This window comes from Bradyrhizobium sp. A11 (assembly GCF_042077125.1).
Classification (GTDB): domain Bacteria; phylum Pseudomonadota; class Alphaproteobacteria; order Rhizobiales; family Xanthobacteraceae; genus Bradyrhizobium; species Bradyrhizobium japonicum_B.
Window position 1 is genome coordinate 3,631,524 of record NZ_CP149509.1, and the last position, 23,514, is coordinate 3,655,037.

The following is a 23,514-nucleotide window of genomic DNA, read 5'->3' on the forward strand; positions in this document are numbered from 1 at the left end:
CGCGATCCGACAGGAGAAGTCTTCCGATGCAAAGCGCAATGGTTCTCGGCGGCGGCATGATCGGTGTGAGCGCCGCACTGCACCTGCAGCAACGCGGCTGGACCGTCACGCTCGTCGATCGCAGGGAGCCGGGTCGCGAGACCAGCTATGGCAATGCCGGGATGATCCAGGCCGAAGCGGTCCGTCCCTATCCGATGCCGCGCGACCTTGCGACGCTGCTGAAGATCGCGACAGGCCGCACCAACGACGTGCGCTACAGCCTGTCGTCTCTTCACCGCCATATCGAGCCCCTGCTCCGCTATTGGTGGCATTCGGCGCCGAAACGGCATCGCGAGGCGATCGAGGCCTGGGCGCGACTGATCGCCTACGCGACTTCGGAACACGACATCCTCGTTCGCGAGGCTCATGCCGACAATCTGATCCGCCGCGCAGGCTACCGGGCGCTGTACCGCAACGCCGCGGAGCTGGAGCTTTCGATCAAGGCCGCGGAGGAAGACCAGCGCGAATTCGGCGTGAATTTTCGCGTGCTGTCCGGCAGCGAGCTCGCCAAGGCCGAGCCGATCCTGCGCGACGATCTTCCCGGCGCGATCCATTGGCTCGACACCTGGACCGTGTCCGATCCCGGCGCCCTGGTCACGTCCTATGCCGAGCTGTTCGAGCGCCTCGGCGGCACCATCGTGCTCGGCGATGCGCAGTCGCTGCAGCAGACCGCGACCGGCTGGTCGGTCGCGACGGACCAGGGGCGCCTCGACGCCGCCCACGCCGTCGTGACCCTCGGGCCGTGGTCACCGGATCTGCTGCACAAGTTCGGCTATCGCATTCCGCTGGTCCGCAAGCGCGGCTACCACATGCATTACAGGGGCGGCGCCTCGCTCGATCTGCCGCTGGTCGACAAGGGCGGCGGCTACGCCATGGGGCCGATGGCGAAGGGAATCCGGATTACCACCGGCGCCGAACTGACCGGCATGGACGCCCTTGCCACGCCCGTGCAGCTCGCCAGCGCGGAAAGCTCCGCACGCGAGCTGATCGATCTCGGCCAACGTGTCGAGCCGGATCCGTGGTTCGGCACCCGCCCCTGCACCCCCGACATGCTGCCGGTGCTCGGGCAAGCTCCGCGTCATCCCGGCCTCTGGATGAATTTCGGCCACGGTCATCAGGGATTTACCCTGGGACCCGCGACCGGACGCCTGCTCGCCGAGATCATGAGCGGCGAGACGCCGGCGATCGATCCGCTGCCATATCGGCCAGAGCGGTTCTAGACTCAAAGAAAAGGGCTGATCGAGAATATCGACCAGCCCCGTTACTTCGAGCGCTCCCCTGGCTGTGGGCGATGCCGGAGACGACGGCGCAGAAGATGATCGGTGCGATCGCCATCTCGATCCGCTTGATGAGCCGTCGCCGAGCGCCTTGATCTCATCGTTGGCGGCAGCGGTCGGCCAGAGCCAGCCGACGCGTGCGCCGAGCACGATGGCGATCAGCATTTCGCGCTTTATCGCCGGCGCTCGATCAGCCTGCGCGCCGCCGGCATCAACGTCGCGCCAAGCGCGTTCTTGATCAGCGAAGCCGCCACGAACGGCACGATGCCGACCTGCCAGGCCTTCGCAGCGCCGAGCCCGAGGCCGAACGCCAGCCAGCCGAAGCCGGCGGCCAGAATGACGACATGGCCAACGGCCATGGCTGCAAACAGCCGCGCCACGCTGCGATCCCAGCCGCGCTCGGCGAGCCAGCCGGTCACGAAGGCGGCCGCAATGAAGCCGAACAGATAGCCTGCGGTCGGGCCAATCAGCGGCGCAATCCCACCGACCGGTCCGGCAAAGACCGGCGCGCCAAGCGCGCCCTCGGCGAGGTAGGCGATCATCGTTGCGCTGCCAAGACGCCAGCCATAGGCCGCGCCGATCATCAGCACCACCAGCGTCTGCAACGTCATGGGCACATAGGGCAGCGGCAGGCTGACCTTGGCTGACAGCGCCATCAATGCGGTGCCGAGCCCAACCAGCACGACGGCACGCACTGCGCCGACGGTTTCGCCCGGCCGGGTCGGCCACATCAATGCGGCGAGAGAAAAATGTGGCGCGGCAGCGGTCGGGACGGATCGGTGGTCAGGCAAGATGAACTCCGGAGCTGGTCGAAAACTGGCGGCTATTTAAGCCAGTGAGCGATCCGGTCAACTGCCTCGCGCATCTCTCCCGGCGAGCGTGCATACGAAAAACGAATGAACGATCGGCCGTGAACGGGATCGAAATCGAGGCCGGGCGTCGCCGCAACGCGTGCCTGCTCGAGCATCTGCTTGGCGAACTCGAAACTGTCGGAGGTGAAGTCCGAGACGTCGGCATAGAGATAGAATGCACCATCGGCCGGCAGGAATTTGCTGAGGCCCGCTTTCGGCAATCCCTCGATCAAAATCTGCCTATTCTCCTGATAGCCGTGCTTGATCGCTTCCATCTCGGCCGCACCGTCGAAGGCGGCCTGCGCCGCGATCTGCGATAGCGCCGGCACCGAGATCGACAGGTTCTGCTGCAGCCGCTCGATCGGCCGCACCAGGATTTCGGGCACGACCATCCAGCCGACGCGCCAGCCCGTCATGCAAAAATACTTCGAGAACGAGTTGATCACGAGTGCGTGCTCGGAGAGCGCGGCTGCGGTGGCGGCCGGAAACGAATAATCGAGCCCATGATAGATCTCGTCCGAGATGAAGCGGATGCCCGCGCCTTCGGCGGCCGCCATCAGGCCGGCGAGCGCGTCGCGCGACATCATCGTCCCCGTCGGATTGGCGGGGCTGCCCACCAGCACGCCCTTCAGCGGCGCCTTGCGATGGGCGGCGAGCAATGCCTCGCCGGTGAGCGCATGGCGCGTCTCGTTCGTAGTCTCGATCAGCACCGGCTCGCAACCGAGCGCGGTCAGGATGTGCCGGTAGGGCGGATAACCCGGCACCGTCACGGCGACGCGGTCGCCCGGCTCGAACATCGACAGGAAGGCCAGGATGAACCCGCCCGAGGAGCCGGTGGTCACCACAATCCGCTCCGGGCTGACGTCGCAGCCATAGGCGTCGCGATAATGGCGTGCGATGCGCTCGCGCAAGGAGGGGATGCCGAGCGCGGAGGTATAATCGATCCGCCCGGTCTCGAGCGCCATATGGGCGGCGGCAATCGCCGTCCTGGGCGCGCTGGCCGCGGGCTGGCCGACCTCCATGTGGATGACATGGCCGCCGGCGGCCTCGATTCGGGCCGCCGCGGCCATGACGTCCATCACCATGAACGGGGGAACATCGCTGCGGCGGGAGGGCTCGAGCCACTGCCCCAACCGGTTCCTTAAAGTCGCATCGTGCATCGATTTCTGCTATTTCGCTGGCGGGCCGGTGCCTCCGGCCCGGGAACGGAGCGCTTGCGCCCCAGACTGGCCGCATTGTGCGGCTCATAAGGGGAACGGCTCACAAGGGCATATCGCGTATCCGGTCCGCCGCCAATCGCCAAACCCATCACGAAACTGCTTTCCAGACCGTTTGACCAAGACCGTTTGATGTCGCTCCAGATCGCATTGCGCAAGAAGGCTTCCGCCCTCACCGCCCTCGTCACGGCCGCGGCGATCGCGCTGACGCCGTTCTCCACCGCGCACGCGCAAGCCAAAGGGCCGCCGGTCCTGCGCGACACCGAGACCGAGCAACTGCTGCGCGAATATACGCGCCCGATCCTGCGCGCCGCGGGTCTGGAGAAGCAGAACATCCAGATGGTGATCCTCAACGACGGCTCGTTCAACGCGTTCGTCGCCGATGGCCGCCGCATCTTCGTCAATTACGGCGCGATCCTTCAATCGGAGACGCCGAACCAGATCATCGGCGTGCTCGCGCACGAGACCGGGCATCTGGCGGGCGGCCATCTGTCCAAGCTGCGCGAGCAGCTCGCCGCCGCCCAGACCCAGATGATCATCGCGATGCTGCTCGGCGCCGGCGCGATCGCCGCGGGCAGCACCCAGCGCGGCACCGGCAACAACGGGCTCGCCAATGTCGGCGCCGCCGCCATGTCCGCTCCCCAGGAGGTGATCCGCCGGTCGCTGTTGTCCTATCAGCGCCAGCAGGAGGAGAACGCCGACCGCGCCGGCGTGCGGTTCCTGACCGCGACCCAGCAATCGCCGAAGGGCATGTACGAGACCTTCAAGCGCTTCACCAGCGAGAGCCTGTTCGCCGCGCGCGGCGCCGACCCCTATCTCCAGTCGCATCCGATGCCGGCCGAGCGCGTTGCCGCGCTGCAGGAGTTCGCAAGCTCCAGCCCCTATTGGAGCAAGAAGGACGATCCCGCGCTTCAGCTTCGCCACGACATGGTTCGCGCCAAGATATCCGCCTTCATGGAGCGGCCGGAGACGGTGTACCGCCGCTATCCGCTCTCGAACGACAGCATGCCGGCGCGCTATGCCCGCGCCATCAGCACCTATCTGCACGGGGACTTGCGCAGCGCCCTCGCCCAGATCGATGCGCTGATCCAGGTTCAGCCGAGCAATCCGTACTTCTACGAGGTGCGCGGCCAGGCCTTGCTGGAAAGCGGCAAGGCCGCCGAGGCTATCGCGCCCCTGCGCAAGGCTGCCGCACTCTCGAACAACTCGCCCCTCATCGAGATGTTACTTGGGCAGGCTCTGGTTGGAACCGATAATAAGGCCTACACCGACGACGCCGTTCGGATTCTCCGCGCCGCGGTGGCGCGGGAGCCCGAGGCCATCCTCGGTTACAGCCAGCTCGCGATGGCCTATGGCCGGAAGGGAGATTATGCCGAGGCGGATCTCGCATCGGCCCAGGCCGCTTACTTGCGCGGCGACAACAAGACCGCCCGCGAACTCGCCACGCGCGCGAAAACCCGTTTTGCCGTCGGCACGCCTGGATGGGTCAAGGCCGACGACATCGTTGCGGCCAAGCCGCCGCGCAACTGACGAGAACGACGCCAAACCTAAAGACGCCTTGCACCACGACGTCACGACACCGAGCTTTGACGCCGCCGGGACGTTTCCCGAAACCTGCTTTAGATAAGAGGATTTGCCTATGCCTTCGCTGCGCTCGCTTGCTCCCGCGCTGTTTGCGCTCGCCATGTTCGGCGCAGTCGCGCCGGCCGCTGCCGACAGCTTCTCCGACACGCAGCGAACCGAGATCGAGAAGATCATCAAGAACTATCTCGTGAGCCATCCCGAGGTGCTCGAGGAGGCCATGGCCGAGCTCAGCAAACGTCAGGCCGCGGCCGAAACGAAAAAGCATGAAGCGAGCGTCGCGCAGAACGCCGAGGCGATCTTCAACTCGCCGCGACAGGTCGTGCTCGGCAACAAGGACGGCGACGTCACCTTCGTCGAGTTCTTCGACTACAATTGCGGCTACTGCAAGCGCGCGATGGACGACATGCTGACCATCATGAAGAGCGATCCGAAGCTGAAGGTCGTGCTGAAGGAGTTTCCGGTGCTGAGCCAGGGCTCGGTCGAAGCGGCGCAGGTCGCGGTCGCTGTGCGCATGCAGGATCCCACCGGCAAGAAATATCTCGACTTCCACCAGAAGCTGCTCACCGGCCGCGGCGCCGCCGACAAGGCGCGCGCGCTTCAGGCGGCCAAGGAAGCCGGCCTCGACACCGCGAGGATCGAGAAGGACATCGGCAGCCCCGAGGTGCGCGCCACCATCGAGGAGAACTTCAAGCTCGCCGAAGCGATGGGCATGAACGGCACGCCGAGCTACGTCATCGGCAAGCAGATCGTGATCGGCGCCGTCGGCGTCGAAAGCCTCAGGGAAAAGATCGGCATCGCCCGCTGCGGCAAGGCAACCTGCTGATCACAGGTTTTGCGATATTCGGAAAACGCGACAAGGCCGGCTGGAAAGCCGGCCTTTCTTCTTGCGCCGAACCTTGGCGTCTTCGCGCAAAGTCATTCATCTGGCGTTCAACAAACAAATGCCGCGGAACAGACGAAGTTCCGGAACAACTCAAATCTCCTTTCGTTGTCGGCGCGGGCAATGACGCAAAGAAACACGTGAGGAGAATTCGATGTTGAACCGCTTTATGATCTCAGTTGCCGCAGCCGCACTCGTCGCGGGCACCGGTCTCGCCAACGCACAGGGCACCATGGGCCGCGACAGCGGTGGTGGCGCCGGTGGCGCACAGATGCAGCAGTCGCAGCCTTCTGGCGGCGCCGCTGAGCGCGGCGGCTCGATGGGCCGCGATTCCATGAGCCAGGACAAAGGCACTGTCGGCCAGTCCGGCGGCTCCAGCTCCATGAAGTCCGAAGATAAGTCCGGCGCGATGAAGGACGAGCGTTCCTCGGGCGGCGCGATGAACAAGAACGCCGAAGACAAGGCCGGCACCAAGGGCCAGCGCACCGACGATCGCGCGCAGGGCCAGATGGACAAGTCCCAGGACAAGTCCAAGAGCATGAGCCAGGACACCACCAAGTCCGGCAAGGACAAGGACATGAAGGCTGAGGGCAGCAAGAGCGGCACCTCGACCAACAACGCCGAGACCCAGAAGGGTACCGGCACGAGCACCAATCAGAATGCTCAGGGCCAGACCGGCACCAGCACCAACCAGAACGCCCAGGGCCAGAGCTCGACTTCGACCACGGTCGGCCAGGCGGGCGCCGCCGCGAAGCTTTCGACCGAGCAGCGGACCCAGATCACCTCGGTGATCCGCGAGCAGCGGGTGACCCCGGTGACCAACGTGAACTTCTCGATCTCGGTCGGCACCCGCGTGCCGCGCGAGGGCATTACCTTCCACACCTTGCCGTCCCGGGTCGTGTCGATCTATCCGGAGTGGCGGACCTACAAGTACATCCTGGTCAAAGAAGAGATCGTGATCATCAATCCGGACACCTACGAAATCGTGGCGGTCCTGAACGTCTAAGCCGGATCACCGGCAGCCGCAGGGGGCGGGCAGCAATGCCCGCCCCCTTTGCGGTTGCCGGCAGCCATGGTTCGGGCTGGTTAACAAGCAATTTCCGTAGCTTCCGCACAGATTTTTGCAGCCAGGATGAGGTACCTGAGGGCCCCTCGAAGGTCCTTCAAGGCTTCCCCTGGGACGCTTTGTTACCTATAACCCCGCCACGCCGAAGCACCTCTTCCGGGATTGGAATGGCAGAACCCGCAACCGACACGATCCTCGTCCTGAACGGGCCGAACCTCAACATGTTGGGGACGCGCGAGCCGGAGAAGTATGGCCACGCGACGCTGGCCGACGTCGAGGCGCTGTGCCGGGAGACGGCGGCGACGTTCGGCCTCAAGGCCGATTGCCGGCAGTCCAACCGCGAGGGCGAGCTGATCGACTTCATCCACGAGGCGCATCGGCGCAAGATGAAGGGCATCATCGTCAATGCCGGCGGCTATTCCCACACCTCGATCGCGCTGCACGACGCGCTGCTCGCGGTTCAGATTCCGACGGTCGAGGTGCATGTGACCAACATCCACGCCCGCGAGAGCTTTCGTCATCACTCCTACACGGCACGCGCGGCCTTCGCCTCGCTCTGCGGTTTCGGCATCGAGGGCTACCGCCTCGCCATCCAGGGCCTCGCCGCCAAGCTTGCCATCAAGCCCAAAGCCTGAAGCTCCCTCATCAAACAGAACATTCGGATCAAACAACATGGCGCGCCAGCCAGACGACAAAGCAGCCGCAAAGTTTTCCAGCGAGGATTCCGCGCTCGTCCGCGAGCTCGCGCTCCTGCTCGATGAGACCAGCCTCAGCGAGATCGAGATCGAGCGCGCGGGCCTGCGCCTGCGCGTCGCCCGCAACATCAGCGTGGCTGCGACCATGCCCGTGCCGATGGCTGCGGCTCCCGCCGCCCTGCCGGGTGTCCCCGCCGCGACGGCCGCCGCTGGGCCCGACCTGTCGAAGCATCCCGGCGCGGTTAGCTCGCCGATGGTCGGCACCGCCTATTGGGCGCCCGAGCCCGGCGCCAAGCCGTTCATCGAGGTCGGCAGCAAGGTCTCGGTCGGACAGACGCTGCTGATCATCGAAGCCATGAAGACCATGAACCAGATCCCCTCGCCGCGCGCCGGCACGGTGACGCAGATCCTGGTCGAGGACGGCCAGCCGGTCGAGTACGGCGAGCCGCTCGTCATCATCGAGTGAGGCAGTGGCGAATAGCGCGGTGCGACCAGCTGCTCCACCCTATTCGCCATTCGCCATTCCCCATTCGCCCCTGAGGCACCATGTTCGACAAGATCCTCATAGCCAATCGCGGCGAGATCGCCCTTCGCATCCTCAGGGCGTGCAAGGAGCTCGGCATCGCGACCGTCGCCGTGCACTCCACCGCCGACGCCGACGCCATGCATGTGCGCCTCTCGGACGAGAGCGTCTGCATCGGCCCGCCGGCGTCCAAGGACAGCTATCTCAACGTGCCCGCACTGCTCGCGGCCTGTGAGATCACCGGCGCCGATGCCGTGCATCCCGGCTACGGCTTCCTGTCGGAGAATGCGCGCTTCGCGGAGATCCTCGCCGAGCACAATCTACATTTCATCGGCCCCAAGGCCGAGCATATCCGCCTGATGGGCGACAAGATCGAGGCCAAGAAGACCGCCAAGAAGCTCGGCATTCCCGTCGTGCCCGGCTCCGACGGCGCCGTTGGCCCCGACGACGACGCCCTGGCCATTGCTAGGGAGATCGGCTTTCCCGTGCTGGTGAAGGCGGCGGCCGGCGGCGGCGGCCGCGGCATGAAGGTCGCCCACAGCGAGGCGGATCTGCAGGTGGCGCTGTCGACGGCGGCCAACGAGGCCAAATCCGCCTTTGGCGATGCCTCGGTCTACCTGGAGAAATACCTCCAGAAGCCGCGCCACATCGAAATCCAGATCCTCGGCGACGGTCGCGGCGGCGCGATCCATCTCGGCGAGCGCGACTGCTCGCTGCAGCGCCGCCACCAGAAGGTCTGGGAGGAAGGCCCCTCGCCCGTGCTCGACGCGGCCGCGCGGGCCAAGATCGGCGAGACCTGCGCCAAGGCGATGCGCGAGATGAAATATCTCGGCGTCGGCACCATCGAATTCCTGTTCGAGGACGGCGAATTCTACTTCATCGAGATGAACACCCGCATCCAGGTCGAGCACCCCGTCACCGAGAGCATCACCGACATCGACCTCGTGCTGGAGCAGATCCGCATCGCCGCCGGCGGTGACCTTCCGGCCAAGCAGGAAGAGGTTCAGGTCATCGGCCACGCCATCGAGTGCCGCATCAACGCCGAAAATCCCCAGACCTTCCGCCCCTCGCCCGGCCGCATCCTGCAATACCATCCCCCGGGCGGGCTGGGGGTGCGGATCGATTCCGCCGTCTACCAGGGCTACACGATCCCGCCCTATTACGATTCCCTGGTCGGCAAGCTGATTGTGCACGGCAAGACCCGCGCCGAATGCCTGATGCGGCTCCGCCGGGCGCTGGACGAGATGGTGGTGGAAGGCATCGAAACCACGCTGCCGCTGTTCCGCGCTTTGGTGCGCGAAGGCGATATCATCAACGGCGACTACCACATCCACTGGCTGGAACAATATCTGGCCGGCAAGGTGGAACCGGCCCCGCGATAATCCGCATTTCCGGTGGAACCCTTTGGCCCCAATTGCGTTCTGGACGCGGGGACAGTTCCAAGGGGGCGTTTTGACTTCCGCAAGACGTGACAAAGCGAGGCCGTGGTGACGGCCGAGGCCCAACGACGGCGGGCATTTTGGCAGATCCTGCTGATCGGGGCGGGTCTTCTGGTGCTGACCGTGATCAGCGCCGGCTCGGTCTACCTCGTCAACGAGGCGCGGGAAGACAGCAAATGGGTGGTCCACACCATCGAGGCGCAGAGCCAGATCAACGCCCTGTTGCTCGAGATCCGCCGTGCCGAGAGCAGCGCCCGCGGCTTTCTCCTGACGCAAGGGCCGGATTTCCAGTCGGATCACGAGAAAGCCGTCGCCGCGATCATTCCGGCGCTCGACAAGCTCACGCGCCAGATCGGCGACAATCCGGCGCAACGCGACAGCATCGAGAAGCTGAGCGCGGCCATCGAGACCCGGCTCGACCAGTTCTCGCGCGAGATGAGCCTCGTCAAGCAGGGGCAGCTCGACCGCGCCACGGAGCTCGTCCGCGAGGCCGCCCGCGGCAACACCACGACCACGATCACCAACCAGGCCAACGCGATGATCCGCGAGGAGGAGCGGCTGTTTCGGCTCCGCACCGCCAACTCCGACCGCAGCCAGACCCTGGCCGCATCGATGACCGGCATCGGCTCCGGCCTCGTCGTGCTGCTGGCCATGATCTCGACCTGGCTGGTGCGGCGCTCGGCCCGCGCCCGTGACGAGGCCGAAGCGCGCCTGCGCGACGCCAACGTCAATCTGGAATCCGTCGTCGACGAGCGCACGGCGGACCTGCGCGAGGCCAATGACGAGATCCAGCGCTTCGCCTATATCGTCAGCCACGATCTGCGCTCGCCGCTCGTCAACATCATGGGCTTCACCAGCGAACTCGAAGAGCTTGGCGGCGACATCTTCCGCCGCATCGGCAGCCTCGCTCGCGTTCCTGCAGAGGGAGCGCCGCTGGCGCCCGCCGGACCGGGCGAGATCGCGCTCGAAGGCGCCGACAAGCAGCTGTCCGAGGACTTCTCCGAAGCGCTCGGCTTCATCAAGTCTTCGATCGCCAAGATGGACCGGCTGATCTCGGCGATCCTCAACCTCACCCGCGAGGGCCGCCGCGAATTCCAGCCGGTCAAGATCGACACACGCGAGCTGATCGAGGCCATTGTGACCACGCTGGCCCACCAGGCCGACGAGGCGCAGGCCCAGATTCATGTCGAGCCGCTGCCGAATGTCGTGAGCGACCGGCTCGCGCTTGAGCAGATTTTCTCCAATCTGATCGACAACGCGATCAAATATCTCAAGCCCGGCGTGCCCGGAGAGATCAGAATTCGCGGGCGGACCAAGCTCGGGTACGCTATCTTCGAGATCAGCGACAACGGCCGGGGGATCGACCCGAAGGATCACCAGCGGATATTCGACCTGTTCCGCCGCGCCGGAACCCAGGACAAGCCCGGCCAGGGCATTGGTCTTGCGCATGTGCGTGCACTTGTGCGTCGTCTCGGCGGCACCATGTCGGTATCATCGGAACTGAACGCGGGCAGCACCTTCACGATCACGCTGCCGATCGCCTGGAACGTGAACAACCGGAACAGAGATCGATGACCCAGCCTGTCACCATCATCATGATCGAGGACGACGAGGGCCACGCCCGCCTGATCGAGCGCAACATCCGCCGCTCGGGCGTCAACAACGAGATCGTCTCCTTCACCAACGGCACCGACGCGATGCAGCACCTGTTCGGCGCCGACGGCAGCGGCCTCGTGCAGAAGGGCAATGCGCTTCTGATCCTGCTCGATCTCAACCTGCCCGACATGACCGGGATCGACATCCTGAGGCAGATCAAGGAAAACAAATATCTGAAGGCTTCGCCCGTGGTGGTCCTGACCACCACCGACGATTCCCAGGAAATCAAGCGCTGCTACGAGCTCGGCTGCAACGTGTACATCACCAAGCCCGTCAACTACGAGAATTTCGCCAATGCCATCCGGCAGCTCGGCCTGTTCTTCTCGGTCATCCAGGTCCCGCCCGCCGCCCCATGAACCAGCGCACGCCAACCCTGCTCTACATCGACGACGACCGTGCACTGGCGCACCTGGTCGAACGCGGCCTGACGCGGCGCGGCTACAGGGTCGTCCATGCCGCGAGCGGCGAGGAAGGCCTGGAGCGCATCCGCCGCGCTCGTGCCGAGGGCGGCATCGACGTGGTCGCGCTCGACCAGTACATGCCAGGTCTCGACGGCCTGGAGACGCTCGAGCAGATCATGGCGATCCCGGACGCACCGCCCGTCGTGTTCGTCACGGCCTCGCAGGATTCCAGCATCGCCGTCACCGCGCTGAAGGCCGGCGCTGCCGATTATCTCGTCAAGGACGTCACCGGCGATTTCATCCCCCTCCTCCACGTCGCGGCCGAGGGCGCGCTGCGCCAGGCCGAATTGCAGAAGGCGCGCGAGGAAGCCGAAGCCGAGATCCATGCCTCGCGCGACCGCTACGCAGCTCTTGCCGCCGAACGCGAGCTGCTGCTGCGCGAGGTCAATCACCGCGTCGGCAACTCGCTCCAGATCATCGCCTCCCTGCTGCACCTTCAGGCAAGCTCTGCCGCGCAGGACGAGGTCAAGGCAGCGCTGACCAACGCCATGGGCCGTGTCGCCGCGGTCGCGCAAGTGCACCGGCGCCTCTACACCTCGCAGGACCTCAAGAGCGTGGTGCTGAACCAATATCTGGAGTCCCTGCTTGAGGATCTCCGCCGCTCGGCCGAAGGCAACCGGATGTCGCGCCTGACCCTGAAGGCCGAGCCGATCGAGATCGATCCGGACCGCGCGGTCGCCGTCGGCATCATCGTCAACGAGCTGGTGATGAACGCCGTGAAATACGCCTATCCCGACGGCGCCGGCCCGATCCATGTCGATCTGACCGCGCAAGGCGACGATCTCCTGCTGTCGATCGCCGACAACGGCGTCGGTGACGCCGTCAAGGCCGATCCGCGCTCCACCGGCATGGGCCAGCGCATCGTTGCGGCCATGGCCGCCAAGCTCGACGCCTCGGTCGAGCGCGATCCCGCGCATTCCGGAACCCGGGTCGTGCTGAAGTTCGCGCGCGTGCCCGCAAGCCCGGGCAAGACCAGCACCGCTGCCGCCGGCTGACCTCGCGCTGCCGTTGCGCCCCATCGCAACGGCCTCGCGATCCTGCTATCATCGCGAACCATGACTTCGCGCGACTCCGCTCCGTCTGAAATCACCCCGGCCGTGCTGCTGCGCGCCTATGCCTGCGGCATCTTCCCGATGGCGGAAAGCGCCGACGATCCGACCCTGTTCTGGGTCGAGCCGGAATTTCGCGGCGTCATCCCGCTCGACGGATTTCGTGTCGCCTCGCGGCTTGCGCGCACGGTGCGCTCGGACGTGTTTCGCGTCACCGTCAACACCGCGTTCAAGGCGACGATCGCGGGCTGCGCCGCGCCGCAGGCCGGGCGCGAGGACACCTGGATCAACAAGCGCATCCGCGACCTCTATGGCGGCCTGTACCAGCTCGGCCATTGCCACAGCGTCGAAGCCTGGCAGGGCGATGATCTCGTCGGCGGGCTGTACGGCGTCAGCCTGGGGCGGGCCTTCTTCGGCGAGAGTATGTTTCACACCGCGCGCGACGCCTCGAAGGTCGCGCTGGTGCATCTGGTCGCGCGGCTCATTTACGGCGGCTTCGAGCTGCTCGACACTCAGTACGTCACCGAGCACCTGAAGAGCTTTGGCGCGGTCGAGATCTCGCGGCGGCGCTACACCGCGCTGCTCGACAAGGCGCTGGCCGGCGAGCCCGGCGATTTCCTCAGGCTCTCACCCGGCGAGGCCATCCCGGGCGCGCGCGCACTCGAGATCGTCGCTTCAAGGCAATAGTCGATCGCCGGCTTACGGCCGAAGCCGGGAGATTTGGCCTAGCGGCCAAACCCGGGAATACCGAACAGACCCGGCCGCTGCTCGGGCGGCGGCGGGGGCGGCGGTGGCGCCGGTTGCTGCTGCTGGATCGGCGGCAGAGGTTGCGGCGGACGCTGCTGCACCTGCTTCGGCGCAGCCTTCTTCTGTGCCGGCGGCGGTGGCGGCGGCTTGGCCGCCGGATCCGGCGCCGCCGTCGCAATGGTCTGCTGCGGCTCTTTGCAGTCGGTGAGCCAGATGTCGTAGATCGGATGCTCGACGCCGTGCAGGCCCGGGCTGGCCGCGTACATCCAGCCGGAGAAGATGCGCTTCACCTCGCCCTGCAAGGTGATCTCGTCGACCTCGACGAAGGCATCGGTGTTGGTGGCCTCCGTGGCCGGCCGCGTGTAGCAGGCGTCGGTCTTGACCCTGAGCGCGCCGAACTGAACGGTCTCGCCGATCTCCTCGTCGAAATTGATGATGCGGCCGGTGATCTTGTCGAGGCCGGAGAAGGTCGCCTTCTTGTTCACGATCTTCTGCGCCGGCGGCTCGGTGACGACCTCGTCGCCCGGCTGGAGACTTGCCGGGGTCTGCGGCACGGCGCCCGGAGCGCCCTTCTGCTGCGGCTGACGACCGGGCGCGCCCGGCACACCGGGCGGTGCGATCGCCGCGGAGGGCGGCTGGTTCGGCGGAGCGACACTGGAGCCCGGCGGCGGCGCCAGCGGCTGGGTTTCGACCGGTCCCGGCATCACGTTCCCCTGCCGGCCCGGCGGCGGCGGCATCGGGCGCGACGGCAGCACGCGGCCCTGCGGCGGCAGCTCCGGCACCTCCTCGTCGTCGTCGGGGATCTGCTGCGGCTGCGGCTGGCCGCGCGGAATGGTGCCGGGCGGCCGCGGCGGCGGCGGATCGGAAAAGATCGTGCCGATTTGCGCCTGAGCCGGCGTCGCAACCGTCAGCGCGGTGGCGGCCAAAAGCGCCGCAAGACCTGTCAGGGTAATGGTTCGAAACATCTCGCGCGGCTTCAACAGCGAATCGGGCTTGTTGGACATTCTATAGGGGTTACCGCCGCTCGCAGGCCATCCGGTTAACACGGCGAACCATCCGGTTAACACGGCGAATACGGCGGGGGAAGGGCGGCATCCCTGCCCTTCCCGGCCCCATCTGGCCAGACCGGGTCCCGAATGGGATAGTCAATCAGCCCCTCCCAGGGGCGCGGGGCCGGCATCGCCCCCCAACGACATCCAACCAGACTGGAAACCCCGAGGTCGCCCCCATGCCCGTTGTGCTCGATCCCGATGCCGCCGCCGTCTACAGGGCTTTCCAGGACGCCGGCCGCCCGGCCTACGAGACCCTGACCGCGCCGGAGGCCCGCGCCTATTATTCGCAGGCGCGCTTTGCCACCAATCCTGACGCCCCCGAGCTTGCCCGCGTCGCTTCGCTCTCGATCCCGGCCCCGCACGGCGCGATTCCCGCCCGTCTCTACGTTCCCAAGGAGCCGCGCCGGCACGACGGCCTGTCGCCGGCCCTGGTGTTCTTCCACGGCGGCGGCTGGGTGATCGGCGATCTCGACTCCCACGACGTCGTCTGCCGTCAGCTCGCGGTCGAAGGCGCGCTGATCGTGATCTCGGTCGACTACCGACTCGCGCCCGAGCACAAATTTCCCGCCGCCACCGAGGACGCGGTGGCCGCGACCCAATGGGTTGCCGCCAACGCGCGCGAGCTCGGCATCGACGCTTCACGCCTGTCGATCGGGGGCGACAGCGCCGGCGGCAATCTTACCGCGGTCGTCGCGCTCGCCGCGCGCGACGCTGGCGGCCCTGCACTCGCGGGCCAGGTGCTGATCTATCCCGCCACCGATTTCGCCATGACGCACGGCTCCCACAGCGAGCCCGAGACCAGCGTGCTGCTGACGCATTCGGTGATCCGCTGGTTTCGCGACCATTATCTCAATGGCGCAGCCGACATCCACGACTGGCGCGCTTCGCCTGCGCGCGCGCCAAGCCTGGCCGGCTTGCCGCCGGCCTATGTGCTGACCGCCGGCGCCGATCCCTTGCGCGACGAAGGCAACGAATATGCCGTGCGGCTGAAGCAGGCCGGCGTGCCCGTGACGACCAGGCACTATCCCGGCCAATTCCACGGCTTCTTCACCATGGGCAAGCTGTTGCGAGAGGCCAATGTTGCCGTCGGCGAGATCGGTGCGTGGTTGAAGGGGCTGGGCTGAAACGCCGTTCCGCATGGCTTCTCCGCTCCAAACCATCGCCGCCCTGCCGCTGCGCGTCCTGACCTGGCTGGGCAGCCAGGGCACGCGCGGGGTCGCCGCCATCGTGTTCATCGCGGCCGCGGTGCCGCCGCTCGGCGCATTGCTGCGTCCCTATCTCACCGAGGCGATCCTCTGCCTGCTCTGCATCTCCTTCATGCGGGTAGATCTGGCCGCGCTCTACAGCCATCTGCGCCGACCGGCGCTGGTTGCGACCGCCACGGCCTGGACCACGATCGGCGTGCCGCTGATCGTCGGCCTAATCGCGCATGCAACCGGCCTCACGGCTCGCGCGCCCGGGCTGTCGCTCGCACTGATGCTGCAGAGCATGGCCTCGCCGATGATGGCCTCGCCTGCCCTTGCCGCGCTGATGGGGCTCGATGCCACGCTCGTGCTGATCACGCTGGTGACCTCGACCGCGCTGGTGCCCTTCACGGCCTCCCTGTTCGCCGGCCTCTTCCTCGGTGACATGCTCAGCATCACGCCGCTCACACTCGGCCTGAAACTGCTGGGCATCCTCGCCGCATCGCTGCTGGCCGCGACAGCCATCCGGTGGATCTTCGGCGCGGAGGCGATCCAGCGTCACAAGACGCCGATCGACGGTCTCAACATCATCATCCTCTTCATCTTCGCCGCGGCGATCATGGGCGACGTCGTGAGCGACCTCCTGGCGCAGCCGCTTCTCACCATCAGCCTCGCTGCCCTGTCCTTCGCGATCTACTTCACCCTGCTCGCCATCACCACGCTGCTATTCCGCCGCGTCGGCACCGAGCGCGCGCTGGCACTGGGACTGATGGTGTCGCAGCGCAATCTCGGCCTGATGCTGGCAGCCACCGCCGGGGTGCTGCCGCCAACGACCTGGCTCTATTTCGCACTGACGCAGTTTCCCATTCATCTTGCGCCGTACATCCTGATGCCGATCGCACGGCGCCTGACCGCGCGCGCAGATGCATCCCGCCGCGTGCCGGCAAAGGGCACCCCATAGGGATGCCCTCATCAATTCTGGGATGTCGAGGTGAGCCACGGCTGTTCCCTCATTTGCACCGCCGCAGTCGAGGAACCTCAATTCGGCGATCCCGTTGAAGCCTCTCACCGCAAGGAGGTTCGCGATGAAGTTTGCCACAATCCTGGTTCTCGGCTCGCTCGCCATGGCCTCGGCAGCAAGAGCAGATCAACCCGGGCCTGACTGGATGCCGATGGAGCAGGTCAAGGCCAAGGTCATGGAATCCGGCTATTCGCAGGTGACCAAGCTTGAAGCCGACGACGGCCGATGGGAGGGCGAAGGCGTCAAGAACGGACAGAAGATGGAATTCCATGCCGACCCCAAGTCCGGCGCCATCGTGAGCGAAAAGCCGGATCGCTAGGCGTCTCTGCTCGATGTGGCTGCCAGACATGGCTGCGGACGTGGCCATTCCGCGGGGCGCACCGAGTTCAGGAGTACACGCCCTAGCCCGCCCGCGCCGCACGCCGCAGCGCCTGCGGCGGCTGGCCGAAGGCGCGGATGAAGGCGCGGCGCATGCGCTCGGGATCGCGAAAGCCGGTCGCCTCCGCGACGAGCTCGATGCCCTCGCGCGAGGACTGCACGCGCTCGCGCGCGACCTCGAGCCGAAGCCGCTCGATCGCCTTGGATGGCGTCGTGCCGGTCTCGGCGGCGAAGGCGCGGGCGAAATGCCGTGCGCTCATGCCGGCGCGGTCGGCGAGATCCTCCACCGTCAGCGGCGCGTCGAGATTTTCACGGGCCCAGGACAACAGCGCGCCGAAGCGGCCGTTCGGCGCCTTCAGCTCCAGCAGCGAGGAAAACTGCGACTGGCCGCCGCTGCGGCGATGATAGAGCACGAGCTGCCGCGCGGCGGCCCGCGCGACCTCCTCGCCATGGTCTTCGGTGACCATCGCGAGCGCGAGGTCGATGCCCGCGGTGATGCCGGCCGAGGTCCAGACATTGCCGTCGCGGGTGAAGATCTGGTCGGGCTCGAACTTCACCTTCGGATAGCGCGCGACGAAGTCGCGCGTCCGCCCCCAATGCGTGGTGGCGTGGCGGCCGTCGAGCAGACCCGCTTCAGCCAGCACATAGGCGCCCGAGCAGACGCTCGCGACCCGCACGCCGCGCCGCGCCAGCCGCTGCACGAAGGCCCGCGTGGCCTCGCAGCGCGCGGCATCCGCAACCCCGACGCCGCCCGCGATCACCAGCGTGGTGATCGCATTCGCCGCCTTGAAATCGCGCGCCATCATTTCGACGCCTGACGAGCTGCGCACCGGTCCCGCATTCAGCGCCAGCACCCGCAGCGCAAGTGGCTTGCCGGCGCAGCGTGCCGCGACCTCGAACACCGAGATCGGGCCGGCCGCATCGAGCAGCTGGAAATCCGGGAAGATCAGGATGCCGATCATAGCTCTGTCCGAAATAGTGGGAATTATGCCATTTCGGACACGAAGGCAGCATGCCATTCTTCGCCCGTCAAGCTCATCTTTGGAGGATCCGCCGATGTCGTCCCCGCTCCAGATCGGACTTCTGATATTCCCGCGCGTGACCCAGCTCGATTTCACCGGCCCCTTGCAGGTGTTTTCCATGGTGCCCGGCGCAAAGCTGCACTTGATCTGGAAGCGGATCGAGCCGGTGCCGAGCGATTCCGTGCTGACGCTGACGCCGACCACGACATTCGCCGACTGCCCGCAGCTCGACGTGATCTGCGTGCCCGGCGGCGGCGGCACCAACGACCTGCTGGGCGATGACGAGGTGCTCGACTTCCTGCGCCGGCAGGCCGAGGGCGCAAGATACGTGACCTCCGTCTGCACGGGATCGCTGGCGCTCGGCGCCGCCGGCCTGCTCAAGGGCTACCGCGCCGCGACCCATTGGAGCGCGATGGAGATGCTCGCCCAGTTCGGCGCGACGCCAACAAAGACGCGCGTCTGCATCGACCGCAACCGCATCACCGGCGGCGGCGTCACCGCCGGCATCGATTTCGCGCTGACGCTGGTGTCGATCCTGATCGATCGCACCACCGCGCAAGCGATCCAGCTCCAGATGGAATACAACCCGGCTCCGCCCTTCAATTCCGGCTCGCCCGATACGGCGCCGGCCGAGGTGATGGCCCTGCTCCGCGAGCGCGGCGCGCAAAACCACGCGCGGCGGCTGGAGGCAGTGAAGCGCGCGGCCGAGCGGGTCGTGTAGCACGCGTCGATGCTCTCGTGTCCCGGACGCGTCATGGCGACAACAACAGAAAAAGGCCGCTCGGTTTCCCAAGCGGCCTTTCCTGTCTTACGGCGGCTGCACATTCACATCGGGCGATGTCGGAGCTTCCAGACCGGGGGCCTATCTCCCGATCGAGTCCTACTCGGCGGCCGCTGCATCTCGGGACAGTCGCGAACTGTTGCCCGAACCGAACGCAATGGTCTCCCATCTCCGTAAGATGGGCTCATTGAGCCGCATCGCTTGCGCGGCTGCAACGTCCGCGCAGACGCCATCCCCGCTGTTCCCGTTGTCCACAGCGGCGTGAGGCGGATGCGGGTGCATCCAATTGAACGATGAAGATCGCGGGCTGAAGGACTAGCCAGGGGTCCAGGGCTGATAGTCGCCGGTCGCCTTCGGACGCTTGCCGCTGGCGAGGGTCGATCCCGAGGGACGATAGGCCTTGGCCGTGCCGGTGAGATTCGGCTGGTGCGGCTTCTCCCACTCGCGCGGCTGGTAATTGTCCTCGGTCGGCGGCACATCGACGGTGTGATGAATCCAGCCGTGCCATGACGGCGGGATCCGGCTCGCCTCGGCATAGCCGTTATAGATCACCCAGCGCCGCTCAAAGCCGAGCGCCGGATCGATCGCCCCGCCGCGGGTGCGATAGTAGAGATTGCCCTGCTCATCCTGGCCGACCAGCTCCCCGTACCGTTTGGTCCAGAGTTGGGTGCCAAAGGTCTGGCCATTCCACCAGGTGAAGAACTTGAGGAAGAATTGTTTCATGCGGCAAGGGCCCTGCTTCGTCGGGCCCTGATGCCATCCGGCCGGCGAAATGTCCAGTTCGGCGGCGCGCTGCTGCCCTCGGCACATGGGCAGCGGCGACCCAGGCCGTTGCCGCAAATCGGACGCGATACGTTCATGCCGGGTACAGCGACCGCGCGCGAGGCTTCCTTTGACGCGCAAACCCGCGTGATCCCAGGAACCATAGCTCTTTCATAGGGTTTGCTTCCGGGAAAGGAGTTTTACCATGAACAATCTGAAAGTTTTGAGCGCAGCCGCTACGCTGGCGCTCGTTCTACCCATGACCTCACCGAGCTTCGCGCAGGATCGCGCAGCAGGTGCCGGTGGCGGCATGGGCGGTGGAGCCCGGATGGGCGGCGGCGCCGCGATGCACGGAGGTGGCGGCGGTGCTGGCGTGCAAGTCGGCGGTGGCGGCGGCGGTGCGCATGTCGGCGGCGGCGGCATGGGCGGTGGAGCCCGGATGGGCGGCGGCGCCGCGATGCACGGCGGTGGCGGCGGTTTCGCCGCGGGTGCCGCGGCACGTTCCGGCGGCGACACGTTCGCAGCCGGTGCAGCGGTTCGCCCGAGCGGCGGCACGTCCTTCACCGGTGGCGCAGCCCGCAACTTCGCAGCCGCCAACGGCGGCACCTGGCAAAACCGCGGCGGCAGCTGGAGCGGCGGAAATCATTGGAGCGGCGGAGGCCGGCACCATCACCATCATCGCGGCGGCTTCTGGCCGGGCTTCGCGACCGGCGCGGCGATCGGCGGCCTGGGCTCATACGCCTATTACGGCAGCAACTATGGCTATTACGGCGACCCCTATTACTACGACAGCTATTATGACGAACCGACGGTCGCGGTGGTCCCGGGCGGCGGCGATTCCTCAGCCTATTGCGCACAGCGCTACAGGTCTTATGACCCGGCTTCGGGCACCTATCTCGGTTATGACGGCCGGCGGCATCCCTGCCCGTAACCACTCGAGCCTCGCGTAACGGAAGGCGTCGCAGCACTGCGACGCCTTTTCCGTGCATCGGGCACATCTTCGTGATGTCGCCTCCAGCGAGCCCATCGCCGGCGATGATGTGTACAATTGCATGTAAATGGACCTGTATGCACCGCACCGTGCATATCTACCCGGACCCAATCCAAAATTGACCCGACACACGATTCGCGGATATCACCAATCCCAGTGGGGACTTCGATCTACTGGGAAGTGTCATGCCGCGTATTCTCGTGGTTGATGACGATCCGATGGTCGGCGCGACCATCGAGGTCCTCCTCCAACGTCAGGGCTTCGACGTCACGCTGACCGACGGTGGTGAAACTGGACTGGCCGCGCTGGAAACGCAGACCTTCGACGTGATGCTGGTCGACATCTTCATGCCGCACATGCGCGGCTTCGAGTCGATCCGCATCTTTCACGAGCGCGCACCGGCAACTCCGCTGATCGCGATGTCCGGCTACGCCTTCGCGTCATCCGCCTCGCCCTCTCCCGATTTCCTCCGCATGGCGCTGGAGCTCGGCGCGACGCGCTGCCTGCGCAAACCGTTCACGCCGGACGCGTTGCTGACCGCGATCCGGGAATGCCTCGCGAGCGAGAGCGCGCAGCCGAAGGACAAGAAAGAAGCCCCTTGATTCCAACGCAGCGCGTCATTCTGGGTGCCGGACTTGCCATCCTCCTGATCATCACCGCGGCCTCGATCGCCCTCGACGTCAAATCCCGCTCGGATGCGGCCTGGGTCAATCAGACGGTTCAGGTCCAGAAGAAGATCTCTGATCTGCGCGTGCTGTTGCGCCGCGCCGAGAGCGCCGCGCGCGGCTACGAGCTCTACCGCACTCCCGGCTTCAGCGCCGAGTTCCAGGCGGTGCAGGCCCAGATCGCGCCGGCGCTGGCCGACCTCAAGCGCGGCGTGCGCGACAATCCCGATCAGGTCGCGCTGCTGGAGGGCACCGAACCGCTGGCGCTCCGCCGGGTCGAGATCGCGGCCGAGGCGATGCGGCTGCGCGCGGCGAACGACCAGGCCGGCATTGCCGCGCTCAACGGCAGGGCCGAGGGCCGCGGTCTCATGGACACGGTGATTGGCAACCTCGACCGATTGAGCGCGGAGGAGGAACGCCTGCTCGCCGCGCGCTCCCAGGATTCGCGCCGCACGGGAGTCGTGCTGCTCGGCATCGATGTCGCGGGCGCCGTGCTGATCCTGCTGCTGGTCGCGCTGGTGATGCGCGAGAGCCGGCGCGCCACGGTGCAGCTCCAAAGCACGCTGAGCGAGACCTCGGCCGCCAAGGACGCGCTGGCGGCGGCGGTGGCCGATCGCACGCAGCATCTGGTGACCGCGCATGACGAGCTGCGCCTGTCGGTCAACGTGCTGCAAAGCACGTTCGACAGCATGGCGGAGGCGGTGCTGGTGATCGATGCCGACGGCAACGTGCTGCTGTCCAATCCGGCCGCGGGGCGCATGCTGCTGCATCGCACCGGCATGAACCTGCGCAATCTGCGGGCGCTGTCGGACGTCTTCCACGGCGACGGCGTCACGCCGATGCAGGCCGACGAGCTGCCATCGGTGCGCGTGCTGCGGGGCGAGAAGTTCGAGGACCTCGAGATGATCGTCCGCCCGCACAGCGGCAACCCGCCCCGTCATCTCATGGTCAGCGGCCGGCCGATGCTGGACGGGCACGGCGAGATCTCCGGCGCGGTGCTGGTCTATCACGACGCCACCATGTCGCGCGAGACCGAGCGGCAGCTGTACCAGTCGCAGAAGCTGGACGCGATCGGCAAGCTGACCGGCGGCGTCGCGCACGACTTCAACAACATGCTGACCGTGATCTCCGGCAACACCGAGACGCTGGTGGAAAGCCTGAAGCAGCAGCCCGAGCTGCAGCGCGTGGCGCGGCTGATCGACGATGCGGCCGAGCGCTGCGCCGAGCTGATCCAGCATCTGCTCGCCTTTGCGCGCCGGCAGCCGCTGCAGCCGCGCAACGTCGAGATCAACGCCGCGATCGCGGACATCGCCAAGCTGCTGCGCCCCACCCTCGGCGAGCAGATCCAGATCGAGACCGTGCTGGAACAGGGGCCGATGACCGCGCATATCGACCCGTCCCGGCTCACCAATGCCGTGCTCAACATGGCCATCAACGCGCGCGACGCCATGCCGAACGGCGGCAAGCTGCTGCTGGAGACCCACCGCGTCGTGCTGGACGAGGCCTATGCCCAGGCCCATGCGGACGTGACCGCCGGCCCCTACATCATGCTCGCGGTCAGCGACACCGGCACCGGCATGTCCCTGGAGACCCAGCACAAGGCGTTCGAGCCCTTCTTCACCACCAAGGAGGTCGGCAAAGGATCGGGTCTTGGCCTCTCCATGGTCTACGGCTTCGTCAAGCAGTCCGGCGGCCACATCAAGATCTACAGCGAGGAAGGCCACGGCACCACGATCAAGCTCTATCTGCCGCCGGGCGAAGGCACGGCGGAGGTCGCGGTCGCCGCCGCGCCGCCGGCCGAGGGCGGCGCCGAGACCATCTTCGTCGTCGAGGACGATCCGCTGGTGCGCAATTTCGTCACCGCGCAGCTGCAGGGCCTCGGCTACAAGACCATCGCCGCGCCCGACGGCAAGACCGCGCTGGACCTGATCGCGGCCGGCCAGACCTTCGACCTGCTCTTCACCGACGTCGTCATCCCCGGCGGCATGAGCGGGCGCGAGCTCGCCGACGAGGTGGCCAGGCTGCGGCCGGGTGTGAAGGTGCTCTATACCTCCGGCTACACCGACAACGCCATCGTCCATCACGGCAAGCTCGACGACGGCGTGATGCTGCTGACCAAGCCCTACCGGCGCAACCAGCTCGCCGAGATGATCCGGAAGGCGCTGGGCGCATGA

The 23,514-nt window shown here is 66.4% G+C and carries 23 protein-coding genes and 1 pseudogene; 18 read left to right on the forward strand and 6 right to left on the reverse strand.

Annotated features, from left to right (window positions below; all coding sequences use genetic code 11):
• Positions 1–26 precede the first annotated feature (26 nt).
• Positions 27–1,259 (forward strand): NAD(P)/FAD-dependent oxidoreductase, encoded by a 1,233-nt coding sequence (locus tag WI560_RS16800; protein WP_375304090.1) that lies wholly within the window; start codon positions 27–29, stop codon positions 1,257–1,259.
• A gap of 4 nt (positions 1,260–1,263) precedes the next feature.
• Here the strand turns inward: WI560_RS16800 and WI560_RS16805 are convergent.
• From WI560_RS16805 to WI560_RS16815, 3 genes and pseudogenes are all read right to left on the reverse strand, one after another.
• Positions 1,264–1,493: pseudogene (locus WI560_RS16805) on the reverse strand (cation:dicarboxylate symporter family transporter); the annotation flags it as partial.
• On the reverse strand, positions 1,490–2,047 hold the full coding sequence (locus WI560_RS16810; protein WP_257180756.1) for a biotin transporter BioY: 558 nt from the start codon (positions 2,045–2,047) through the stop codon (positions 1,490–1,492). The pseudogene WI560_RS16805 and the gene WI560_RS16810, both read right to left, overlap by 4 nt.
• A 92-nt stretch (positions 2,048–2,139) precedes the next feature.
• On the reverse strand, positions 2,140–3,327 hold the full coding sequence (locus tag WI560_RS16815; protein ID WP_375304091.1) for a pyridoxal phosphate-dependent aminotransferase: 1,188 nt from the start codon (positions 3,325–3,327) through the stop codon (positions 2,140–2,142).
• Positions 3,328–3,516: 189 nt separating this feature from the next.
• Here WI560_RS16815 and WI560_RS16820 point away from each other — a divergent pair, with 189 nt between their 5' ends.
• The 10 genes from WI560_RS16820 (at position 3,517) to aat (ending at position 13,424) form a co-directional block, all read left to right on the forward strand.
• Positions 3,517–4,914 (forward strand): M48 family metalloprotease, encoded by a 1,398-nt coding sequence (locus WI560_RS16820; protein WP_375304092.1) that lies wholly within the window; start codon positions 3,517–3,519, stop codon positions 4,912–4,914.
• A 109-nt stretch (positions 4,915–5,023) separates the two neighbouring features.
• Positions 5,024–5,791, forward strand: coding sequence for a DsbA family protein (locus WI560_RS16825; RefSeq protein ID WP_375304093.1), 768 nt, complete (start codon positions 5,024–5,026; stop codon positions 5,789–5,791).
• A gap of 211 nt (positions 5,792–6,002) precedes the next feature.
• Positions 6,003–6,854 carry a DUF1236 domain-containing protein gene (locus tag WI560_RS16830; protein ID WP_375304094.1) on the forward strand — a complete coding sequence of 284 codons (852 nt, stop codon included), beginning with the start codon at positions 6,003–6,005 and terminating at the stop codon, positions 6,852–6,854.
• Positions 6,855–7,081: 227 nt separating this feature from the next.
• Positions 7,082–7,549 carry a type II 3-dehydroquinate dehydratase gene (aroQ, locus tag WI560_RS16835; RefSeq protein ID WP_028136675.1) on the forward strand — a complete coding sequence of 156 codons (468 nt, stop codon included), beginning with the start codon at positions 7,082–7,084 and terminating at the stop codon, positions 7,547–7,549.
• Between the two features lie 37 nt (positions 7,550–7,586).
• Positions 7,587–8,075 carry an acetyl-CoA carboxylase biotin carboxyl carrier protein gene (gene accB / locus WI560_RS16840; protein WP_028136676.1) on the forward strand — a complete coding sequence of 163 codons (489 nt, stop codon included), beginning with the start codon at positions 7,587–7,589 and terminating at the stop codon, positions 8,073–8,075.
• A gap of 80 nt (positions 8,076–8,155) precedes the next feature.
• Positions 8,156–9,514: an acetyl-CoA carboxylase biotin carboxylase subunit gene (gene accC, locus WI560_RS16845; RefSeq protein WP_375304095.1), complete on the forward strand. Its 1,359-nt coding sequence runs from the start codon at positions 8,156–8,158 to the stop codon at positions 9,512–9,514.
• A gap of 105 nt (positions 9,515–9,619) precedes the next feature.
• On the forward strand, positions 9,620–11,146 hold the full coding sequence (locus tag WI560_RS16850; RefSeq protein ID WP_375304096.1) for a CHASE3 domain-containing protein: 1,527 nt from the start codon (positions 9,620–9,622) through the stop codon (positions 11,144–11,146).
• Positions 11,143–11,583: a response regulator gene (locus WI560_RS16855; protein ID WP_028136679.1), complete on the forward strand. Its 441-nt coding sequence runs from the start codon at positions 11,143–11,145 to the stop codon at positions 11,581–11,583. Before WI560_RS16850 ends, WI560_RS16855 begins: the two co-directional genes overlap by 4 nt.
• Positions 11,580–12,683 carry a sensor histidine kinase gene (locus tag WI560_RS16860; protein ID WP_375304097.1) on the forward strand — a complete coding sequence of 368 codons (1,104 nt, stop codon included), beginning with the start codon at positions 11,580–11,582 and terminating at the stop codon, positions 12,681–12,683. The genes WI560_RS16855 and WI560_RS16860 overlap by 4 nt, the downstream gene beginning before the upstream one ends.
• A 60-nt stretch (positions 12,684–12,743) precedes the next feature.
• Positions 12,744–13,424: a leucyl/phenylalanyl-tRNA--protein transferase gene (gene aat, locus WI560_RS16865; protein ID WP_375304098.1), complete on the forward strand. Its 681-nt coding sequence runs from the start codon at positions 12,744–12,746 to the stop codon at positions 13,422–13,424.
• A gap of 38 nt (positions 13,425–13,462) precedes the next feature.
• On the opposite strand, the gene WI560_RS16870 is transcribed toward aat, so the two are convergent.
• On the reverse strand, positions 13,463–14,488 hold the full coding sequence (locus tag WI560_RS16870; protein WP_375304099.1) for a DUF2155 domain-containing protein: 1,026 nt from the start codon (positions 14,486–14,488) through the stop codon (positions 13,463–13,465).
• A gap of 224 nt (positions 14,489–14,712) precedes the next feature.
• Between WI560_RS16870 and WI560_RS16875 the strand changes: the two genes are divergently transcribed.
• The 3 genes from WI560_RS16875 to WI560_RS16885 all read left to right on the forward strand — a co-directional run bounded on the left by WI560_RS16875 (position 14,713) and on the right by WI560_RS16885 (position 17,060).
• Positions 14,713–15,660, forward strand: a complete 948-nt coding sequence (locus WI560_RS16875) for an alpha/beta hydrolase (RefSeq protein ID WP_375304100.1) — start codon at positions 14,713–14,715, stop codon at positions 15,658–15,660.
• A 13-nt stretch (positions 15,661–15,673) separates the two neighbouring features.
• The gene (locus tag WI560_RS16880; protein WP_375304101.1) at positions 15,674–16,681 is read left to right on the forward strand and encodes a Na+-dependent transporter; all 1,008 of its coding nucleotides are present in this window, start codon (positions 15,674–15,676) and stop codon (positions 16,679–16,681) included.
• Positions 16,682–16,805: 124 nt separating this feature from the next.
• Complete coding sequence (locus tag WI560_RS16885; RefSeq protein WP_028136685.1) at positions 16,806–17,060, forward strand: PepSY domain-containing protein; 255 nt, start codon at positions 16,806–16,808, stop codon at positions 17,058–17,060.
• A gap of 82 nt (positions 17,061–17,142) precedes the next feature.
• Here the strand turns inward: WI560_RS16885 and WI560_RS16890 are convergent, their stop codons facing one another.
• On the reverse strand, positions 17,143–18,081 hold the full coding sequence (locus WI560_RS16890; protein WP_375304102.1) for a GlxA family transcriptional regulator: 939 nt from the start codon (positions 18,079–18,081) through the stop codon (positions 17,143–17,145).
• 94 nt (positions 18,082–18,175) lie between these two features.
• Here WI560_RS16890 and WI560_RS16895 point away from each other — a divergent pair, with 94 nt between their 5' ends.
• Positions 18,176–18,862 carry a DJ-1/PfpI family protein gene (locus WI560_RS16895; protein ID WP_375304103.1) on the forward strand — a complete coding sequence of 229 codons (687 nt, stop codon included), beginning with the start codon at positions 18,176–18,178 and terminating at the stop codon, positions 18,860–18,862.
• 375 nt (positions 18,863–19,237) lie between these two features.
• Here WI560_RS16895 and WI560_RS16900 read toward each other — a convergent pair whose 3' ends face one another.
• Entirely contained in the window at positions 19,238–19,645 is a 408-nt protein-coding gene (locus WI560_RS16900) for an NADH:ubiquinone oxidoreductase subunit NDUFA12 (protein ID WP_375304104.1), read from the reverse strand.
• Positions 19,646–19,889: 244 nt separating this feature from the next.
• On the opposite strand from WI560_RS16900, the gene WI560_RS16905 reads away from it, so the two are divergent.
• From WI560_RS16905 to WI560_RS16915, 3 genes are all read left to right on the forward strand, one after another.
• Positions 19,890–20,615 carry a BA14K family protein gene (locus tag WI560_RS16905; protein ID WP_375304105.1) on the forward strand — a complete coding sequence of 242 codons (726 nt, stop codon included), beginning with the start codon at positions 19,890–19,892 and terminating at the stop codon, positions 20,613–20,615.
• A 245-nt stretch (positions 20,616–20,860) separates the two neighbouring features.
• A complete protein-coding gene (locus tag WI560_RS16910) occupies positions 20,861–21,277 on the forward strand; it encodes a response regulator (protein ID WP_375304106.1) in 417 nt (138 codons plus the stop codon).
• Complete coding sequence (locus tag WI560_RS16915; protein WP_375304107.1) at positions 21,274–23,514, forward strand: CHASE3 domain-containing protein; 2,241 nt, start codon at positions 21,274–21,276, stop codon at positions 23,512–23,514. Before WI560_RS16910 ends, WI560_RS16915 begins: the two co-directional genes overlap by 4 nt.

What these genes read in the sequence shown, in the direction of transcription:
- WI560_RS16800 (WP_375304090.1), top strand. Translation starts at nt 27, where the DNA reads ATGCAAAGCGCAATGGTTCTCGGCGGCGGCATGATCGGTGTGAGCGCC.
- WI560_RS16810 (WP_257180756.1), bottom strand. Translation starts at nt 2,047, where the DNA reads ATGTGGCCGACCCGGCCGGGCGAAACCGTCGGCGCAGTGCGTGCCGTC.
- WI560_RS16815 (WP_375304091.1), bottom strand. Translation starts at nt 3,327, where the DNA reads ATGCACGATGCGACTTTAAGGAACCGGTTGGGGCAGTGGCTCGAGCCC.
- WI560_RS16820 (WP_375304092.1), top strand. Translation starts at nt 3,517, where the DNA reads ATGTCGCTCCAGATCGCATTGCGCAAGAAGGCTTCCGCCCTCACCGCC.
- WI560_RS16825 (WP_375304093.1), top strand. Translation starts at nt 5,024, where the DNA reads ATGCCTTCGCTGCGCTCGCTTGCTCCCGCGCTGTTTGCGCTCGCCATG.
- WI560_RS16830 (WP_375304094.1), top strand. Translation starts at nt 6,003, where the DNA reads ATGTTGAACCGCTTTATGATCTCAGTTGCCGCAGCCGCACTCGTCGCG.
- aroQ (WP_028136675.1), top strand. Translation starts at nt 7,082, where the DNA reads ATGGCAGAACCCGCAACCGACACGATCCTCGTCCTGAACGGGCCGAAC.
- accB (WP_028136676.1), top strand. Translation starts at nt 7,587, where the DNA reads ATGGCGCGCCAGCCAGACGACAAAGCAGCCGCAAAGTTTTCCAGCGAG.
- accC (WP_375304095.1), top strand. Translation starts at nt 8,156, where the DNA reads ATGTTCGACAAGATCCTCATAGCCAATCGCGGCGAGATCGCCCTTCGC.
- WI560_RS16855 (WP_028136679.1), top strand. Translation starts at nt 11,143, where the DNA reads ATGACCCAGCCTGTCACCATCATCATGATCGAGGACGACGAGGGCCAC.
- WI560_RS16860 (WP_375304097.1), top strand. Translation starts at nt 11,580, where the DNA reads ATGAACCAGCGCACGCCAACCCTGCTCTACATCGACGACGACCGTGCA.
- aat (WP_375304098.1), top strand. Translation starts at nt 12,744, where the DNA reads ATGACTTCGCGCGACTCCGCTCCGTCTGAAATCACCCCGGCCGTGCTG.
- WI560_RS16870 (WP_375304099.1), bottom strand. Translation starts at nt 14,488, where the DNA reads ATGTCCAACAAGCCCGATTCGCTGTTGAAGCCGCGCGAGATGTTTCGA.
- WI560_RS16875 (WP_375304100.1), top strand. Translation starts at nt 14,713, where the DNA reads ATGCCCGTTGTGCTCGATCCCGATGCCGCCGCCGTCTACAGGGCTTTC.
- WI560_RS16880 (WP_375304101.1), top strand. Translation starts at nt 15,674, where the DNA reads ATGGCTTCTCCGCTCCAAACCATCGCCGCCCTGCCGCTGCGCGTCCTG.
- WI560_RS16885 (WP_028136685.1), top strand. Translation starts at nt 16,806, where the DNA reads ATGAAGTTTGCCACAATCCTGGTTCTCGGCTCGCTCGCCATGGCCTCG.
- WI560_RS16890 (WP_375304102.1), bottom strand. Translation starts at nt 18,081, where the DNA reads ATGATCGGCATCCTGATCTTCCCGGATTTCCAGCTGCTCGATGCGGCC.
- WI560_RS16895 (WP_375304103.1), top strand. Translation starts at nt 18,176, where the DNA reads ATGTCGTCCCCGCTCCAGATCGGACTTCTGATATTCCCGCGCGTGACC.
- WI560_RS16900 (WP_375304104.1), bottom strand. Translation starts at nt 19,645, where the DNA reads ATGAAACAATTCTTCCTCAAGTTCTTCACCTGGTGGAATGGCCAGACC.
- WI560_RS16905 (WP_375304105.1), top strand. Translation starts at nt 19,890, where the DNA reads ATGAACAATCTGAAAGTTTTGAGCGCAGCCGCTACGCTGGCGCTCGTT.
- WI560_RS16910 (WP_375304106.1), top strand. Translation starts at nt 20,861, where the DNA reads ATGCCGCGTATTCTCGTGGTTGATGACGATCCGATGGTCGGCGCGACC.